Here is a 16,324-nt window from a genome sequence, read left to right as displayed (position 1 = left end):
AGGGGAGCGCTGAAATATACCTTAGCCATGGGAGCGCAGGGGTGTCAAATATGATACTGCGCGAGAAGAATATCGTCGTTGACAAGGGATTAGCGGCGGGTGAAAGGGGAGTGCCGGCCAATGAACAGGGGAATAATCCGCCAGCGTGGCCGGCGGAGGGCGCCGGGCAGGGCTTATATCGGCTTCGCCGTCAGGGTCATCATATCGCCGATCGCCCGCTGGCGGTCAAAATGGCGATCGCGGTGGATCTCGCTCTCGCCCACCTGCAGCGAGGCGGCCCAGATCTGCTGACAGCGCGGCCGGCGGCGGGCGTCAAAGTGCGCCAGCGCGGCCGCGACGCTGTCGGTCTGCTGCAGCGCTTCGCGCAGCACGATGGCATCCTCAATCGCCATGCCCGCCCCCTGACCGAGATGCGGAGTGGTAGCGTGAACCGCGTCGCCCACCAGCACGATGCGTCCCTGATACCAGGGATCGTCGACGAACAGCTCTTCCAGCGGCTTATAGACGACCTCGTCGTTGTTAACGATATGCTCGTGCAGGCTGCCCGGCAACCCCGCGCCGGGCGGCAGACGGCGGCGCATCTCCGCCGCCAGCTGATCGCGGGCGTAGCGGGGGTTATCCGCTTCGTGGGAGGTGATAAACAGATACATCAGATCGTCCCCCAGCGGCACCAGCCCGCAGTTGCAGCTCTCGCCCATAAAGCACATCAGATGGTCCACCTCCGGCGGTCGCGGAAAGTTGTAGCGCCATACGCCCTGACCGGTAAAGCGGGGGCGATAGCGCTCGCCGTACAGCATGCCACGCACCCGGGAGTAGATCCCATCGGCACCCACCAGCAGATCGTAGCGCCCCTGACCGCCACGGCTGAAGCTCACCTCAACCGCATCGTCAACCTGACGGAAGGCGTCAATGCTCTCGCCGGTGGTCAGTCGGACCCCCAGCTCCCGGGCGGTGGAACAGAGTACGTTGTGCAGGGCCAGGCGGGAGATGCCGACGTTGGCCGGGAACTGTTCACCGGCCAGCCGCTGGCCGGGAAAGCTGGCTAGCTGCTGGCCGCTCATGGTGTGCACTGAGACGCTGTCAAACGGCCAGGCGGCGTCCAGATAGCGTTCCAGCACCCCAAGCCGCTGCATTTCGCGCACGACATTGTTCTGCTGAATGATACCGACGCCGTAGACCCGCCACTGCGGTTGGATCTCTACGACATCGACGGCGACGCCGGCCTGGCGGAGGGCGATGGCGGTACACAGACCGCCGATGCCGCCGCCAACGATTAATACGTTATTGATGTTCATCGTAGCTGTTTTCTCCAGGGTACAGAGTAGAGGACGTTAACCAGGCCAGCGGCGCGCTGACTAATCGCGATAAAGAATGATCGCTATCGCAAAAAACGATATCGCCGTGGAAATTGAAAACAAAAAGTTGCAGAAAAGTTAAATTCAGCCACAGGATAAGCACGCCATTTCTCGCCGGGGGACCCATGCGTTACCAACATCTTGATCTGAACTTACTGGTGGCACTAGATGTGTTACTTGACGAACAGAACATCACCCGCGCCGCGGGCCGGTTGCATATGACCCAGTCAGCCACCAGCGGGGTGCTCAACCGGTTACGCACCTACTTTGAGGACGATCTGCTCACCCAGGTGGGCAGAAAGATGCGGCCCACGCCGCTGGCGGAAGAACTGCGGGAGCCGGTCCGCGACGTGCTGATGAAAATTCAGACCTCCATTGCCCGCCGGCCGGTGGATGAGCCGGCAACCAGCAAGCGCCATTTCCGCATTATGGCCTCGGATTACGTGATCAACGTGATGCTGAAGGATGCGCTGCAAACGGTGCACCTGCAGGCGCCGAATATGACCTTTGAGTTTTTCTCGCCGGACGCCCAGTCCACCGGCATGCTCAACCGCGGCGAGCTGGATATCATCGTGGCGCCGGAGCGTTTTATGGCCGCCGACCATCCCGCCGAAGCGCTGTTTGACGAAGAGTTTGTCTGCCTGGCCTGGGCGGACAATCCCCACACCGGCGAGGCGCTGACCCTCGATGCCTGGCAACAGCTGGGGCACGTGTCGGTGGTCTTTGGCCGCGAGCGGCAGCCGGGGCTGGAGGGCAATCTGTTTGCCGAGTCGGGGCTCAGCCGCCGTATCGAGGTGGTGACCCACAGCTACCACTGCGTTCCGCAGCTGCTGATCGGCACCTCGCGGATCGCCACGCTGCACCGGCGGCTGGCGGAGCAGTATGCGGCGATGCTGCCGCTGCGTCTTTTCCCGGTCCCGGTGACGCTGCCGGTGATGCGCGAATTTATCGGCTGGCACCGCTCGCTGGATAACGATCCTATCTTCGGCTGGCTGAAAGCGAAAATCGTCGCCAGCGCACGCTAACCCACTGGTATTGTTCCCGTCGATACCTGACATCCTGAGACATGATTGGTCGCCTGCAGGTGCTTTATGTGACAGTGCCTGCGCTACAGCGATTGCGACTGAATGTTGAAGGATGACCCTATGTTTCGCTATTTCCCTAAAAACTATGTCTGGAACCTGTCGGTGGATCTCTCCATCGAGATGGGCGCCCGCATCGGTGAGATCGAAGAGATGTGCGCGCCGCTATTGGCCGCGTCCGAGCATCCCGACGCCGAAGGCACCCGCGCGTTCCGGGAAACCTGGTCCCGCATGGCCGATAAATTATGCGCGCTGGCGGGCGAAGATGAAGCGCGGGGACGGCGGTTGTCGGCAGGCGAGAAGTATCTTCGGGCGGCCAACTATTACCTGACCTGCGAGCGCCTGCAGGCGCATGGCGCGCCGGACCGCGAGGCGCTGTACCGCCGCTTTCTCGATGTCTTTGCCGCCGGGCTGCACCATACCCATGCTAACTGTCAGCGGGTGACTATCCCCTACGAGGGCAAAACCCTGTCGGCGCTTTATGTCCGCGCCGAAGGGATGACCGGCCGCGCGCCGCTGCTGGTGCAGGTCAACGGTCTCGACTCCACCAAAGAGATGAAATATCTGGTTGGGCTGCCGCAGTGGCTGGCGCGGCGCGGCGTCTCCTCGCTGGTGGTCGACCAGCCGGGAACCGGCGAAGCGCTACGTCTTCACGACATGCAGGCCCGCTATGACAGCGAGCACTGGGCCAGCCGCATCGTTGACTGGCTGGAACAGCACCCGGAGGTGGATGCCGGGCGCATCGGCATGGAAGGGGTCTCGCTGGGCGGCTATTACTGCCCGCGGGCGGTGGCGTTTGAGCCGCGCTTCGCCTGCGGCGTGGTATGGGGCGCCAATCACGACTGGCGAGAGGTGCAGCAGCGCCGCCGCGAACGCGAAGGGGATTTTCCGGTACCGCACTACTGGCAGCACGTGCGCTGGGTGTGGGGCGGCGAGGATATCGACGCTTTTATGCGCATCGCGGAGAACGTCCATCTCGACGGCATTCTTGATCGCATACGGGTGCCTTTTCTCGTCACCCATGGTGAAAAGGACTCGCAGATCCCGGTGAAATGGGCGCAGCGCACCTACGACCAGCTGGTGAACAGCCCGCGCCGCGAGCTGAAAATTTTCACTGACCGCGAGGGCGGTGTGCAGCACTCCAGCTTCGACAACTCAATTAACGCCGGGCACTACATCGCTGACTGGGTGGCGGAAGCCCTCGGCGGCCGGGTGGCCTGAACACGCATAAGGAACAACCGCGATGAATATTCTTGGTCCGGATTATCTGGTATTTGGCGTCGATGACCTGGCGGGCTGTCGACAGTTTCTTATCGACTACGGTTTACGCGAGCAGGAGAACGGTTTCTTTAGCGCGCTGGATGGCACCGGGGTGCTGCTGCGGGGACGTGACGATCCGTCGCTGCCCGCGGCGCTGCCCAGCGGCAGCCAGCTGCGGGAAACCGTCTATGGCGTGGCGGATAGCGCCACGCTTGAGGCTATTGCCGAGACGCTGCGCCGCGATCGCGAGGTGAAACTTGGCGCCGACGGCGTGCTGCGCTGCGTCGATGATGCCGGCTTTGCCCTCGGGTTTCGCGTCAGCCAGCGCCAGCCGCTGCAGCGGGAAGGTGAGAAAATCAACGCTCCGGGGGATCGCGCCGGGCGGCCGGTCAATCAGACCGGGGCCAGCGCCGACATGGCGGCAGAGCCGCGTTCGCTCTCCCATGTGGTCTATTTTGTGCCGGACGCCGCGCGTGCGGAAGCCTTTTATCAACGGCTGGGCTTTGTCTGTACCGATCGCTTCACCCACGTCGGCCCCTTCCTGCGACCCGCCGGCACCCAGGATCACCATACCCTGTTTCTGATCCAGGCCCCGCCGTTTATGACCGGCATTGAACACTTTACCTTCCACCTCGGCGGACCCACCGAGCTGATGATGGCCGGCAGCCGCTTTCAGCAGAAGGGGTATCAGACCTTCTGGGGACCGGGGCGCCATCAGCTGGGATCGAACTGGTTCTGGTACTTCAACAGCCCGCTCGGGTGTCATATCGAATACGACGCCGATATGGATCAGCACGATGACCACTGGCAGCCGCGCGAAGCGCTGCCGGGGGCCGATAACTCGCAATATTTCCTGCTGGGGTATCGCGAGAAGTGGGCTCCCGGTCCGGATAACGCCCGCTGATGGTTCGCCTGTGCCGTGCCGACAGCCTGGCTGAGGGCCAGGCGCGGGGATTTGACCCCACGGGCAGCGGGCAGGCGACGGTGATTGCCTGCCGCTATCAGGGAACGCTCTATCTGTGGCGCAACCGCTGTCCGCATCTCGATACCCCGATGAACTGGCGGCAGGACGCTTTTCTCAACGCCCGGGGCGACCGGCTGGTCTGCTTCGCCCACGGGGCGATTTTTATGCCGGACAGCGGCCTCTGCGTGCAGGGCGCCTGCGCTGGCCAACGTCTGAGTCCGCTGGCTGGCGACGTGGACGCCGACGGCTGGCTATGTCTGCTGGAGGACGCAGGTCATGAAACTGGCAACACGAGATAACGGTGAACGCGACGGCTGCCTGGTGGTGGTCTCGGGCGATTTGACGCTGATGGCCGATGCGGCGGATATCGCTCCGACGCTTCAGCAGGCGCTGGAGCAGGCCGCGCGGGTGTGGCCTGCGCTGCAGGCGCGCTATCAGGCGCTCAATGCGCGCCGCTATCCGGCGGCGCAGCCCTATGATCCCCGGCGCCTGCTGGCGCCGCTGCCCCGGGCGTGGCAGTGGCTGGACGGTTCGGCCTTCCTGAGCCATGGCGAGCGTATGCAGCGGGCCTTTCACCTGCCGCCGATTGCCGGCGCCGACCAGACGCCGCTGATGTATCAGGGCAGCGGGGACGACTTTCTTGCCCCCCACGCCGGGATAGTCTGCCGCCGGGTCGAGGATGGCCTCGACTTTGAGGGCGAGTTCGCGGTAGTCGTCGACGAGGTGCCGCAGGGCTGCTCGCCGCAACAGGCGCTGAGCTGTATCCGCCTGATCGTCTTGCTTAACGATATCAGTCTGCGGGCGCTGGCGCCGCGCGAGATGCAGACCGGGTTTGGTTTTATTCACGCCAAACCCGCCTCGGCCTTTGCACCGGTGGCCCTTACCCCGGATGAACTGGGGCAGGCCTGGCAGCACGGGCGGGCGGCGCTGACGCTGCAGGTGACCCGCAATGGCAAGCCGTTTGGCTGCCAGTCGGGTAGCGAGATGCATTTCCATTTTGGCGAACTGATTGCCCATGCGGCGCAGACCCGCCGTCTGCGCGCCGGGACGGTGGTGGGTTCCGGCACGGTGTCCGGGCCGGACGCCAGCCGCGGCGCCAGCTGTATCGCCGAGGTGCGGGCCATAGAGATGCTGGCCTTCGGCGAGCCGCGCACGCCGTTTTTATCCCCAGGGGAGCGGGTGACGATGGAAGCCCACGCCCCCGATGGCCGGCCGCTGTTTGGCGTACTGGATCAACACGTTGTGATGTTAACGGAGTAAACCATGATCAATCTTTTACAGGGGCGTCGGCTGGTCGACCTCTCCGTCACCCTGGACAACAATCCCTGGACCGATCCGCCGCCGCTGCTGCCGAACATTGAGTATCAGGATCATCAGCAGGGATGGCCGGAAATGGCGGCGATGTTCCCGGGGCTGGAAAAAGCGCAGATGCCGGGAGAGGAGGCCTGGGCCTCGGAGCGCCTGACCGTGACGCCGCACAATGGCACCCATATGGATGCCCCTTGGCACTACAGCTCGACCACCAACGGCGGCGAACCGGCGTTTGGCATCGATGAGCTGCCGCTGGAGTGGTGCCTGCGCCCCGGCGTCCGGCTGGATTTTCGCCATGTCGCCGATGGGGCGATCTTGCAGCCGGAGGATCTGCAGCGCGAGCTGGCGCGAATAGACTATTGCCTGTCGCCGCTGGATATTGTGTTGATCAATACCGCGGCCGGCGCCCGCTACGGCCAGCCGGATTACCTGCAGCGCGGCTGCGGCATTGGCCGGGCGGCGACGCTGTGGCTGCTGGAGCAGGGGGTACGGGTGGTTGGCACCGACGCCTGGAGCTGGGATGCACCCTTCCACTTTACCCGCGAACGCTTTCAGGCCAGCGGCGACGCCGGGCTGATCTGGGAGGGGCATAAAGCCGGCAGGGAGATCGCCTATGGGCAAATGGAGAAGCTGAGTAACCTGGAGCAGCTTCCCGACCACGGCTTCTGGGTGAGCTGTTTTCCCTACAAGATCCGCCGCGGCTCGGCTGGGTTTATTCGCGCGGTGGCGATTGTCGACGCCTGAAGGCGTCGATGATTATGTTAATTTAATGTGAATGCATTGTATTAATTGTGATAGCAATCGCAGTCCATGCCACCTGCATCCGGTAGGGTAGAACGGTATATGTGCTGAGTTCGCTGATGCGTTTCCAGCCATTAAGCCGGGGCGTAAAACGCCTTTCTTTACCGATAAAAAATAGAACTGTAATTCATATTCTAAATAAAGAGCAGTGACGGAGAGCGGAAGATGGTGATGCACAAGGTTTCAGCAACCCCGCGCGAGGCGGGGGCCGTACAGGCGATGTTACTGATGTTGGCGGCACTGTTGCCGATCATGGGGACCTTGACCATGCTGCCGGTGATGCCGCTCCTGTTCAGTCATTTTGCCGCGCAGCCGCACGCCCAGCTGCTGGTGCCGATGATCATCACCATACCGGCGGCGAGCATGGCGCTGCTGGCTCCGCTGGCGGGGATGGTAGGCGATCGCCTGAGCCGTCGCCGCCTGCTGATTGCCGCCACCGCTCTGTACGCAGGGTTTGGCCTGCTGCCGGTGATGCTCGACGATCTGTATGCCATTTTGCTGGCGCGGCTGGTGATGGGTATTGCCGACGCCTTTATTCTTACCACCGCCAATGCGCTGATTGGCGACTACTTTACCGGCGAGGCGCGCAGCAAATGGCTGGCGGTGCAGAGCGGCATTGGTTCGATACTGTCGACGCTGATCGTGCTGGGCGCTGGCCTGCTGGGAACCCTGGGCTGGTATGGTCCGATCTACCTGTATGCTCTGGCGATCCCGGTCTTTATCGGCCTGTGTCTGTTCACCGCAGAGCCGGCGACGCGCCGTCGCGTGGACAGTGTCGCTGGCGAGGAGGCTGTCGCTTTTCCACGACGCAAAATGGCGGCGATCGGCCTGATTACCCTCGCCAGCGCGATCCTCTATTTTCTCGAACCGCTGCAGATAAGCCAGGTGTTCAGTCAGCTCGGGCTGACCTCCAGCAGCCAGATTGGCATCGCTACCGCCGTTGCCGGCGTCGGCGTGCCGCTGGGCGCCTGGCTGTATGGCCGCAACGCCAGGCAGCGCGTCGACAGGCAGTTTTTCCTTTTTTACGCCATTTTTGGCCTCGGGCTGCTGTTTATCGCCGTGGCCCACAATCCGCTGGCCGGCGTGGCGGCAGCGTTCGTTGCGCAGGTCGGTAACGGAATGCTGATCCCTCTGATGCTGGCCTGGATGATGAAAGCCCTGCCGGCGCCGCACCGGGCGACGGGGATCGGCATCTGGCACACCTTCTTTTTCCTCGGCATGTTCATCAGCCCGGTTCTGATGACCTTGCTGAATGGCATGACCGGCAGCATGCAGGACAGCCTGCTGCTGTTTGCGCTGCTGACGCTGGCTATCGCCGGCGCGACGGGTATCGCCAGCGCCCGGATGGGGGGCCGCCGCGCGCTGGCTCGTTAATTTCACCTGACGACATCATTACCACACGCCCGCCGGTCTTCCGGCGGGAAGGGGAGGCCATTATTTAGAAAAAGTGTACACCTTATTTAGCGTTAACTTTCAGCCTAATTAATCCCTGTTAATAAACATATTGTGACCAATTTATTTTTCACGATATGGCGCATCTTACCTGCAAAAAATAAAAATGAGGGTTTATTATGAGTCTCTGCTGTACCGACGTAAGTAAGAAAATAGTTTTTCCACTTTCGGCGCTGACGCTGGCGATATTCTCCAGCACCGCGCTGGCCGATACCTGGACCTGTGAGCAACTGGATAAACTGAATACCCGCTCAGCGCAGGTTGTCAGCCCTCCGTCGACCTGCGAATCGCTCATCGGCGATATTGGCGGCTTTCGCAGCGCGCTGGCCGACCGTGGCTGGGGTGTCCAGTTAAGCTGGAACCCGATGGTGATGTACGATCTGAAAGGCCAGTCCGCCGACCCGCAACAATATGCCGGGCAGAATTTTACCTGGTCACAAAATATGTCGCTGAACGTCACCTATGATTTAAGTCGAATTGGTTTTAGCAAAGACGCGCAATTTACTTTTTCTCCCCAGTGGGCGACCTCGAATTATCATGACAGCTATCCGGAACTGCATAATATTGCGGTGCTGGCGGTGAACCAGCCCTTATTAAACGGCCAGCTGGAGCTGCAGTATGGTTTTTATCCGTTAATTCGTCAGTTTTACGGCATGGTGCTGGGGGGCAACTCCTCCTCAGCCGCGCTGGGGCCGACCAGCGTGATACCGGTGCAGGTGGGGATCAGCCTCAATGCGCCGACGCCGACCTTCACCGCCATCGTCCGCGACAGCGATAAGAAATTCTATAACAACTTTGCCGTCAGCCGCAGTATGTCGCCTGCCGGACACCTCGACGACGTGGAGCAGAACCCCTCGGGGCTGAAATGGCACGTCGATGGCGCCAACCCGATCCTGGTAAACGAGTTTGGCTTTAAGCAGGCGGCGGGCGAGTCGCAGCGCTCGCTGTGGTTCCGCGCCGGGGCTATCTATAATACCTCGCACTACCAGTATTTTGACCAGCCCGGCGACAGCAGCAGTAACTATGCGTTCTACGTCGCCAACACCATGCAGCTGACCCAGCCGAAAAAGGGGCTTCCGCTGGGGCTGTATCTCGATGTGAAAGCGGACTATGCTCCGGACGATCGCAATGCTTACACCAGCGACTTCCAGGTGACCTTCTTTGACATCGGCCTGTTTCCCGGCCGCGAGCAGGATATGACCTCGCTGGGCTACACCCGCTCCTTTATCAGTAAGAAGTTCCGCGATTATGTCGGCGAGGCGGGAATGGAGGCGCCGCAGAGCATCAACGCCATCTCCCTGTCGCACGCCCTGCGCGTGACGAAAGGTATTTACTGGATCAACGGTATCACCTGGCAGGATAACCCGACGCTGGTGCCGAAGCATGAGTCGGCGGTCCTCTGGCAGTCCTCGATGTACTGGAACTTCTGACACAGACCGCCCGAGGATTTTAATCCCGCCCGTCGGTACGCTGCCGCCGGGCGGTTTTTTTATCGCGAACCGGCTGGCGCAGGAACAAAAAAAGAGGGCCGGCACGTTGCCGACCCTCTTTGCCATCGGTCCGGGCTTAGCCCCGGTGGCTGATTTTCCCGTCGGGAGTTAGCACGAAGTCAAAGGTTGCCCGGATATCGTCGCTGGCGAAACCCACCGCCAGCTGCCAGGGGCCGCTGGCCAGGTGCCATTCCTGGGCAGGTGCCTGCCAACGCTGCAGCGCGTGACGCGGCAGGACAAGGGTCAGGGCTGCCTCGTCGTGCGCCGGGACGCTGACCGCCGCAAACTCCGCCAGCGCCGACCAGGCCGTCTCCGGCCCCCGCAGGTAGAGCTGGACCACTGCTTTCCCGGCGCGGGCGGCGCGGTTTTCCAACCGGCAGCGCAGCTGCAGAGCATCCACCTCGTCGCCTGTCAGCGCAGCGGCGCTCAGGGTGATATCAGCATATCCCAGACCGTGGCCGAAGGCCCAGGCGGCGGGGCGTTCGCGGGCGTTAAACCAGCGATAGCCTACCTGCTGGCGCTCGTGATACCAGAGATCCCCCGCGGCGTCCGGCGTCAGACTGCGTACCGGATAGTCGTCCAGGCGCTGGGCGAAGGTGACCGGCAGGCGACCGCCAGGCTCACGATCCCCGGCCAGCACCGAGGCCAGCGCCGGGCCAAACTCCTGGCCAGGATACCAGACGACCATCACCGCCGCCGCGTCAGCCAGACACCCGGTATCCACCGGATGGGCGACATTCAGCACCACCACCGTCCGCGGGTTCGCCGCGCAGACGGCGCGGATCAGGGCAACCTGATGCGCCGGCAGCGCGGTAGCGTCCCGGTCGATGCTCTCCAGACCGGCATCGGCCGTTTCGCCTATCACCAGCACCACGCTGTCGGCCGCCCGGGCATGGTCGACCGCCTGCTGCAGCAGGTCGATGGTTTGCGGGGGCTGGCAGCCGAACCAGATGCCGTGGGCGATACTGCTGCCCAGCGCCATCTCGGCCCGGAAGGTCAGGTTTTCCCCCGCCTGCAGCGGAAATTCAAGACGGGTATGCGGGGCTTGCATCAGCTTGCCCATGATATCCCCCTCCAGCGCCTCGCCGTTGAAGGTCGCCACGCGCTCGCCGTTCAGCTGGAGGGCGATCTCCCCGGTGCCGCCGATCCAGAAGCCGTAGCGGCCGCTCACCGGCGCGGTGAACTGGCAGCTTACCGTCACGGTGGCGCGTTCGGTCAGGCGCAGCATGTCGCCGACGCCCGGCATATCGCGGAACCAGATCAGCGAGGAGGCGTCGCGCACCTCCTGATGAACCACGCCCCCGTCAGCGGTGGCGTAGGCAACGTCCAGGCCGCGCTCGCCGGCGGCGGTGCGCAGCGGCAAATGATGCAGAGGTGGGATGCGGTAATCGCTCTCCACCCCCTGGGCATAGCTTATTTCGACCCCAGCGGCGGAAAAGCGCTGGCGAATGGCCTCCAGAGGAGAGATCAGTCCCGGCATCAGCGCCACTCTGGCAAAGGTCCCGCCCTGGAAGCAGGGCGTCGTGGCGTTGGGGCCAATCACCGCCAGCCGCTGTCCCGCCTGCGCGGCGAGGGGCAGCAGCCGCTGGCGATTGTGCAGCAGGACAAAGCCCGCCGCCGCCGCCTCTTCGAGGGTGTGACGCCGCTGCGCCTGGGCGGAGGCAGAGCCATCCCAGGGCAGAGGATGGCTGACCCGTTCGGCCAGCCGCGCCAGCCGGGCGGCGGCATCGTCAAGACGCCGGGCGTCGCTGTCGGTATCCATCAGCGCGGGCAGCAGGCGCTCGCCCATATGGCGGGCCGGGCCCGGCATCTCCAGATCCAGCCCGGCGCGGAAGCTGGCCGGGCCGTTCTGGGTGCCGAACCAGTCGGACATCACCAGCCCGTCCCAGCCGAGATCGCGCTTCAGCCACTGGCTGATGGCCTGATGCTGCTCGGCGCAATAGATCCCGTTCACCCGGTTATAGGCGGTCAGCATGCCCCAGACGCCGCGGCTGGCCGCCACTTCGAACGGCCAGAAATAGACTTCGCGCAGGGTGGCTTCATCGACGACGACGTTCATGGTCCGCCGATCGGTTTCTGAATCGTTACAAACCATATGTTTGACGATGCAGCCCACCCCCTGGCGCTGGACGCCGTCGATCCACGCCGCGCCCAGCTCGGCGATATGCCGTGGGTCTTCGCCGAAAAGCTCAAACGCGCGGCCGGCAAGGGGGCTGCGCAACAGGTTCAGGTTAGGCGCCAGCAGCGCCTGCGTTCCGGTGCGCAGCGCCTCCTCGCCGATGACGCCGCCAACCCGGCTGACCAGCTGGCGGTCCCAGCTGGCGCCAAGCGCCAGTCCGCAGGGGCTGAGCAGGGCAATATCCCGCTCGTCCACCCGGCCGCCGGTGATCCCCATCGGGCCATCGGACAGGGTGACTGAACCCAGCGTGGAGTGGGGGATAGGGTGGGTGGACCACATCCCCATCCCGGCGGTGAGCCGCGCTTTTTCGGCAACGCTAAGCGACAGACTGAGCGAAGGCATCGGCTTGTCTCCGTAAGGGGGCGGCGGGGGCGAAGGCCAGCGCCTGTTCGGCTACGGTGGCCAGCGCGCGCTGGACCGCGTCGTCAGTGCAGCGGCCCTCACTGTCGAACAGCGACACGCCGGCGGTGTTGAGAGTGACCCCCAGCGGGGTCGGCCAGCCGCGCAGGGCATGAACGATCCCTCGCATGGCGCCGAGGGTGGTGTTGCAACCCTGCCAGCCGGCGGCGGTGACGATGCAGCCCACTGCCCGGCCATCAAGATAGACCCGGCTGTCGCCGCGCAAATCTTCCAGCAGGTCGATGGCGTTCTTCACCAGGCCAGACACCCCGCCGTGGTAGCCCGGCGAGGCCAGCAGAATGCCGTCGGCCTGGCGCACGGCTTCCACAAATGCCGTCTCCTGCGGCGTGCGGGTGGTCACTTCCGGATTAAACGGCGGCAGGGCCGCCAGTTCAGCGCCGCCGAACAGCTGGGTCTGCGCGCCGAGCGTGCGGGCGTGGGCCAGCGCGGCGGCGAGGGCGCGCTCGGTGCTGGAGCCCGGGCGGGTGGTGCCGCCGATGCCGATCAGCTGCGGCGGGCGTGAGAAAGCAGGCTTATTCATAGCAGGATCTCCCGGTTGGATTAGCGAAAGCGCGGCAGGATCTGGTCCGCGAACAACGTGATCGACTGCTGGCTCAGGCGCAGGCGCTCCTCGGTCAGCGGGCCGTTGGTGAAGCCGAGCAGCACGTTGCCGATGCCCAGCCGCTGATGGCGTTCCAGTTCCTCGGCGACGGTCTCCGGGCTGCCGTACAGGCACCAGGTTTTGATCCACTCTTCGCTGAAACAGTCCGGATGGCGGTGCAGCGTAACGCCGCTAAACTCTTCCGCTCGCTTGTTGTACTCATATTCCCGGTCGATGGCCTGCTGGTACCAGCCCATGATCTGCAGCATCTCCTCGCGGGCCTGCTCGTCGGTGGGGGCGATATGGACGCACTGCCAGGTGTGGGTGGTCCACGAGAGGCAGTGGTTCACCACCTCGTCGCTATGGCCGGCGTTGAGCAGGGCATCGCGGTAGCGGGTGAAATAGTGGGTCAGCTGGCCAAACGGATCGTTGCTGGCCGGGATCGGCGGCGTAAACGCGGGAATAAAGGCCGGCCAGCCGTTGTCGGCGGCACGCTGCATGCTGGTTTCACGCAGCGCCACCGGCATAATGCGGTTGAAGGGTTTTTGCCAGGGGGCAGGAACGATGCGCTGGACCACCGCGCCCTTATAGTGGCCGGTTTCGAAGATGATCGGATCGTCTTCAATATTTTTCTCCCACAGCCGCTGGACCAGATCGAGGTTCTCCTGCAGCAGGCTGGAGGCGTCCTTATAGTTCACGCCAAAGCCGATCATCTCTTCCGGCGTGGTGCCGCTGCCGATGCCCACCAGCAGGCGGCCTTCGGTGAGTTGATCCAGCAGGTTAACGCGCTCGGCGAAGCGCACCGGGTGGTGCAGCGGGACGGTAGTCACCGACATGCCGAAATGGATCTTTTTCAGCTGGCCGGCCAGGTAGGCGGCGAAGACAAACGGATCGCTGGACATCGGCGCATAGCCGGTGAAGTGATGGTCTGGCATAAAGACCGCATCGAAGCCGCGATCTTCAGCCTGGCGCGCATGTTCGATCAGCGACTGCATGACAAAACGATCCTGCTCGGGGGCGGTGGAACGGCCGACGAGGAAAACAGAGAAACGCATAGCAACTCCTGGGTTGTGTGGTGGTTGTTATTATTAAATAGAACTAGAATTATGATTCTAGTTGTTTATCAAAGAATGAAAATGACCGCCATCACACTTTTGTCACATCGCCGACGGGGGAGTCGGGTGGGCAATTTGCAGCGCGGTCGCTAACTGCAATACACTGCGGGGGTTTTCTATGGATAAAGAGGTGAGAACTGCGATGACCGATCTTCCCGCGATGCGCCAGCCGAAACAGGACCGGAGCCGGGTGGCGCTGGAGCGGCTGATGGCCGCCAGCCGTGAAATCCTGCATGAAGGCACCTTTGAGCTGCTGACCATTGCTGAAATCAGTAAACGCTCGGGCGTTTCTGTCGGCTCGATCTATGCCCGCTTCGGCGGCAAAGAAGATCTGTTTATCGCCGTCATGATGGAGGTGATGCAGGAGCTGGACGCCGAATGGCAGCAGCTGATCCAGCAGCTGCACGCGCGCAACCTGCCGCTGCGCCAGCGGCTTCCGGCGCTGATGGATGTCCAGGCGGAGTATCTGCGTCGCCATGCCGGGATCCTGCGGCCGTTTATGGCGCGGGCGGATGATGAGCGCGTGGCGGGAATTGGGAAAGCCGCTTACCAGAAAAACGAGCAGACCTTTATCGACCAGCTGCTCGATGCCGCGGCGGAGATCCGCCACCCGGAGCCAGAGCAGGCCGCCCGCTTCTGCTTTACGGTTTCGTATGCCGCGCTGGCGCGCTTCCTCGGCCTGGGATCGGCGGCGGAAGCCGCCGGTGAGGGCGACTGGGAACAGCTCAAACGCCATCTGGGCATGATGTGTCTGAGCTATCTGATTACCCCCGTCGAGGCCGGCTAAGCCGCGGGATTTTACTTCGCTAACTGCCAGGCGCTGGCCTGCTTGTGCTGACGCAGGCGCTGGCTATGGCGGGAGAAAGTATAAAGAAATATCGCGGCGGCCAGCACCAGCGCCGCGATGCCGAGCGTCAGGAAGGCGCTCAGCACATCGTTCCCGGCCCGCAGGCGGATCGCGCCAACGATGATCGGGCTGACAAACATGCCCGCGAAGAAGGCCCCGGACCAGGCGCCCATCGCCCGGCCGCAGTAGGCGGGCGGAATCAGCGACCCTACCCAGTAAATCATTGCGTTAATCGCCATGCCGGCTCCCAGCTGCTGGATGGCGGAGCCGATCCCCATGGCGATCGCCGTCCTTGATTCACCCACCACCAGCATCCCGATCCCCATCAGGCAGAGCATGATGGCGAGCACGCGCTCCGGCGTATAGCGGCGGGAGACCAGACCGAACAGCAGCGAACCGACCGGCACGGCGAGGCTGACCAGCGACATAATCAGGCCAATACGCTGCGGGCTGGCGTTTTGCAGGGTATGAAAGGCGTTGGCGCCATTGATGGTGTACACGTAATAAATGATGGCGCAGACAAAGGTCAGCACGCTGAGGGCGATCACTCGCGGCCACGGAAACGGATTATGCTGCGCCGCCTGGGCGGCGTGCTGCGGACGGGCCGCCTGAGCCGGTTCGAACATCCAGAAGTACATCGCCAGGAACAGCAGGATGGCGACAAAGTAGATCATAAAGGCGCCGTTCCAGCGCAGGGCGGTCAGATAGCCGGAGCTGGCCAGCACCAGCACCGCCAGCGCCGGGCCAATCACTCCCTGCACCGTCAGCCAGAAGCGGCGCTGTTTGTCGTCAAAGTAATCGATCAGCATGGTGTTAGCGATGGTCAACACCACCGCCTCCGCCAGCCCGACGCCGAGGCGGCTGCAAAAGATGCCGGTCAGGGAGGTGATGTACAGCGGCATAGTGCCGCAGATGCCATACAACAGCGTGGCGCTGAGCAGCAGTTTACGGCGGCCAAATTTATCCGCCAGCCAGCCGGTGCACGGCCCGGCGATGGCGATCACCAGTCCGGGCGCGGTCAGCATCAGCGGCACCAGGGTTTCGACATAAGGCACCCCGGCAAAGTGCTGGATCAGCGTCGGGACCGCCGGCGCCAGGGAAACGATCGCCAGGATGGGCAGAAAGGCGGTCAGGGCGATGATGATGCCCTGGATCGCGCCGGCTTGTGGCGCGTGGGGCGGATTCAGGCTATGGCTCACGACGTTCTCCTTTTATCGCGCGGGTCGCCTGTCGTTGGCGGCGGCGCGGTTTTTTAGTATGCAGGTCAGGGATACAGGTGGCGGCGGGAATAGCCGCGGATTTAAGAGTAGGAGCAGGAACGGCGCGGGGAAAAATTGTGATTACGTATGTGATCCATCACAAACAAAAATACCATTGGTTTTATGTGGGTTTTGCGGCAATAAAAAGGCGACCGATGTCGCCTTTCGCGAGGAGCCGGGGCCGCTTTTGCCCCGGTAAGCCAGAGGCG

The 16,324-nt window shown here is 63.0% G+C and carries 14 protein-coding genes; 9 read left to right on the top strand and 5 right to left on the bottom strand.

All coding sequences use genetic code 11. The annotated features are described in order from the left end of the window. Positions 1 to 173: 173 nt before the first annotated feature. Positions 174 to 1,295 (bottom strand): FAD-dependent oxidoreductase, encoded by a 1,122-nt coding sequence (locus tag ABLU50_RS20025; RefSeq protein ID WP_106479224.1) that lies wholly within the window; start codon positions 1,293 to 1,295, stop codon positions 174 to 176. A gap of 185 nt (positions 1,296 to 1,480) precedes the next feature. Between ABLU50_RS20025 and ABLU50_RS20020 the strand changes: the two genes are divergently transcribed. From ABLU50_RS20020 to ABLU50_RS19985, 8 genes are all read left to right on the top strand, one after another. Continuing rightward, positions 1,481 to 2,380, top strand: coding sequence for a LysR family transcriptional regulator (locus ABLU50_RS20020; RefSeq protein WP_043521365.1), 900 nt, complete (start codon positions 1,481 to 1,483; stop codon positions 2,378 to 2,380). Between the two features lie 120 nt (positions 2,381 to 2,500). Further along, positions 2,501 to 3,658: a prolyl oligopeptidase family serine peptidase gene (locus ABLU50_RS20015; protein ID WP_048295393.1), complete on the top strand. Its 1,158-nt coding sequence runs from the start codon at positions 2,501 to 2,503 to the stop codon at positions 3,656 to 3,658. Positions 3,659 to 3,680: 22 nt separating this feature from the next. Then, the gene (locus ABLU50_RS20010; protein ID WP_043521370.1) at positions 3,681 to 4,601 is read left to right on the top strand and encodes a VOC family protein; all 921 of its coding nucleotides are present in this window, start codon (positions 3,681 to 3,683) and stop codon (positions 4,599 to 4,601) included. Then, positions 4,601 to 4,960, top strand: a complete 360-nt coding sequence (locus tag ABLU50_RS20005; protein ID WP_087832474.1) for a Rieske 2Fe-2S domain-containing protein — start codon at positions 4,601 to 4,603, stop codon at positions 4,958 to 4,960. Before ABLU50_RS20010 ends, ABLU50_RS20005 begins: the two co-directional genes overlap by 1 nt. Continuing rightward, entirely contained in the window at positions 4,938 to 5,921 is a 984-nt protein-coding gene (locus tag ABLU50_RS20000) for a fumarylacetoacetate hydrolase family protein (protein ID WP_060656647.1), read from the top strand. The genes ABLU50_RS20005 and ABLU50_RS20000 overlap by 23 nt, the downstream gene beginning before the upstream one ends. Before the next feature lie 3 nt (positions 5,922 to 5,924). Next, positions 5,925 to 6,716 (top strand): cyclase family protein, encoded by a 792-nt coding sequence (locus tag ABLU50_RS19995; RefSeq protein WP_057213233.1) that lies wholly within the window; start codon positions 5,925 to 5,927, stop codon positions 6,714 to 6,716. Between the two features lie 228 nt (positions 6,717 to 6,944). Further along, positions 6,945 to 8,147, top strand: coding sequence for an MFS transporter (locus ABLU50_RS19990; protein WP_227665620.1), 1,203 nt, complete (start codon positions 6,945 to 6,947; stop codon positions 8,145 to 8,147). A 197-nt stretch (positions 8,148 to 8,344) separates the two neighbouring features. Further along, complete coding sequence (locus ABLU50_RS19985) at positions 8,345 to 9,655, top strand: carbohydrate porin (protein ID WP_043521376.1); 1,311 nt, start codon at positions 8,345 to 8,347, stop codon at positions 9,653 to 9,655. 136 nt (positions 9,656 to 9,791) lie between these two features. Here ABLU50_RS19985 and ABLU50_RS19980 read toward each other — a convergent pair whose 3' ends face one another. Genes ABLU50_RS19980 through ABLU50_RS19970 form a run of 3 tightly spaced genes read right to left on the bottom strand, consistent with a single transcriptional unit; the run spans position 9,792 to position 13,949 of the window. Then, entirely contained in the window at positions 9,792 to 12,236 is a 2,445-nt protein-coding gene (locus ABLU50_RS19980) for a glycoside hydrolase family 3 protein (protein WP_087832473.1), read from the bottom strand. Continuing rightward, on the bottom strand, positions 12,211 to 12,834 hold the full coding sequence (locus ABLU50_RS19975) for an NADPH-dependent FMN reductase (RefSeq protein WP_087832472.1): 624 nt from the start codon (positions 12,832 to 12,834) through the stop codon (positions 12,211 to 12,213). Before ABLU50_RS19975 ends, ABLU50_RS19980 begins: the two co-directional genes overlap by 26 nt. A gap of 20 nt (positions 12,835 to 12,854) precedes the next feature. After that, positions 12,855 to 13,949 (bottom strand): LLM class flavin-dependent oxidoreductase, encoded by a 1,095-nt coding sequence (locus ABLU50_RS19970; RefSeq protein ID WP_087832471.1) that lies wholly within the window; start codon positions 13,947 to 13,949, stop codon positions 12,855 to 12,857. A gap of 202 nt (positions 13,950 to 14,151) precedes the next feature. On the opposite strand from ABLU50_RS19970, the gene ABLU50_RS19965 reads away from it, so the two are divergent. After that, a complete protein-coding gene (locus tag ABLU50_RS19965) occupies positions 14,152 to 14,796 on the top strand; it encodes a TetR/AcrR family transcriptional regulator (protein WP_048325409.1) in 645 nt (214 codons plus the stop codon). Positions 14,797 to 14,807: 11 nt separating this feature from the next. Here the strand turns inward: ABLU50_RS19965 and ABLU50_RS19960 are convergent, their stop codons facing one another. Then, positions 14,808 to 16,055, bottom strand: a complete 1,248-nt coding sequence (locus tag ABLU50_RS19960) for an MFS transporter (protein WP_043521380.1) — start codon at positions 16,053 to 16,055, stop codon at positions 14,808 to 14,810. Positions 16,056 to 16,324 lie beyond the last annotated feature (269 nt).

It is taken from the genome of Klebsiella sp. GG_Kp173, from assembly GCF_040062415.1.
Lineage (GTDB): Bacteria > Pseudomonadota > Gammaproteobacteria > Enterobacterales > Enterobacteriaceae > Klebsiella > Klebsiella quasipneumoniae.
Note: the sequence above shows the minus strand (reverse complement) of the source record. Positions and strands in the feature narration are given on the sequence as shown.

Excerpts from the sequence above, each read along its gene's own strand:
- ABLU50_RS20015 (WP_048295393.1), top strand. The coding sequence starts at position 2,501 with ATGTTTCGCTATTTCCCTAAAAACTATGTCTGGAACCTGTCGGTGGAT.
- ABLU50_RS19995 (WP_057213233.1), top strand. The coding sequence starts at position 5,925 with ATGATCAATCTTTTACAGGGGCGTCGGCTGGTCGACCTCTCCGTCACC.
- ABLU50_RS20005 (WP_087832474.1), top strand. The coding sequence starts at position 4,601 with ATGGTTCGCCTGTGCCGTGCCGACAGCCTGGCTGAGGGCCAGGCGCGG.
- ABLU50_RS19970 (WP_087832471.1), bottom strand. The coding sequence starts at position 13,949 with ATGCGTTTCTCTGTTTTCCTCGTCGGCCGTTCCACCGCCCCCGAGCAG.
- ABLU50_RS20025 (WP_106479224.1), bottom strand. The coding sequence starts at position 1,295 with ATGAACATCAATAACGTATTAATCGTTGGCGGCGGCATCGGCGGTCTG.
- ABLU50_RS19985 (WP_043521376.1), top strand. The coding sequence starts at position 8,345 with ATGAGTCTCTGCTGTACCGACGTAAGTAAGAAAATAGTTTTTCCACTT.
- ABLU50_RS19980 (WP_087832473.1), bottom strand. The coding sequence starts at position 12,236 with ATGCCTTCGCTCAGTCTGTCGCTTAGCGTTGCCGAAAAAGCGCGGCTC.
- ABLU50_RS19965 (WP_048325409.1), top strand. The coding sequence starts at position 14,152 with ATGACCGATCTTCCCGCGATGCGCCAGCCGAAACAGGACCGGAGCCGG.
- ABLU50_RS19975 (WP_087832472.1), bottom strand. The coding sequence starts at position 12,834 with ATGAATAAGCCTGCTTTCTCACGCCCGCCGCAGCTGATCGGCATCGGC.
- ABLU50_RS20010 (WP_043521370.1), top strand. The coding sequence starts at position 3,681 with ATGAATATTCTTGGTCCGGATTATCTGGTATTTGGCGTCGATGACCTG.
- ABLU50_RS20020 (WP_043521365.1), top strand. The coding sequence starts at position 1,481 with ATGCGTTACCAACATCTTGATCTGAACTTACTGGTGGCACTAGATGTG.
- ABLU50_RS20000 (WP_060656647.1), top strand. The coding sequence starts at position 4,938 with ATGAAACTGGCAACACGAGATAACGGTGAACGCGACGGCTGCCTGGTG.
- ABLU50_RS19990 (WP_227665620.1), top strand. The coding sequence starts at position 6,945 with ATGCACAAGGTTTCAGCAACCCCGCGCGAGGCGGGGGCCGTACAGGCG.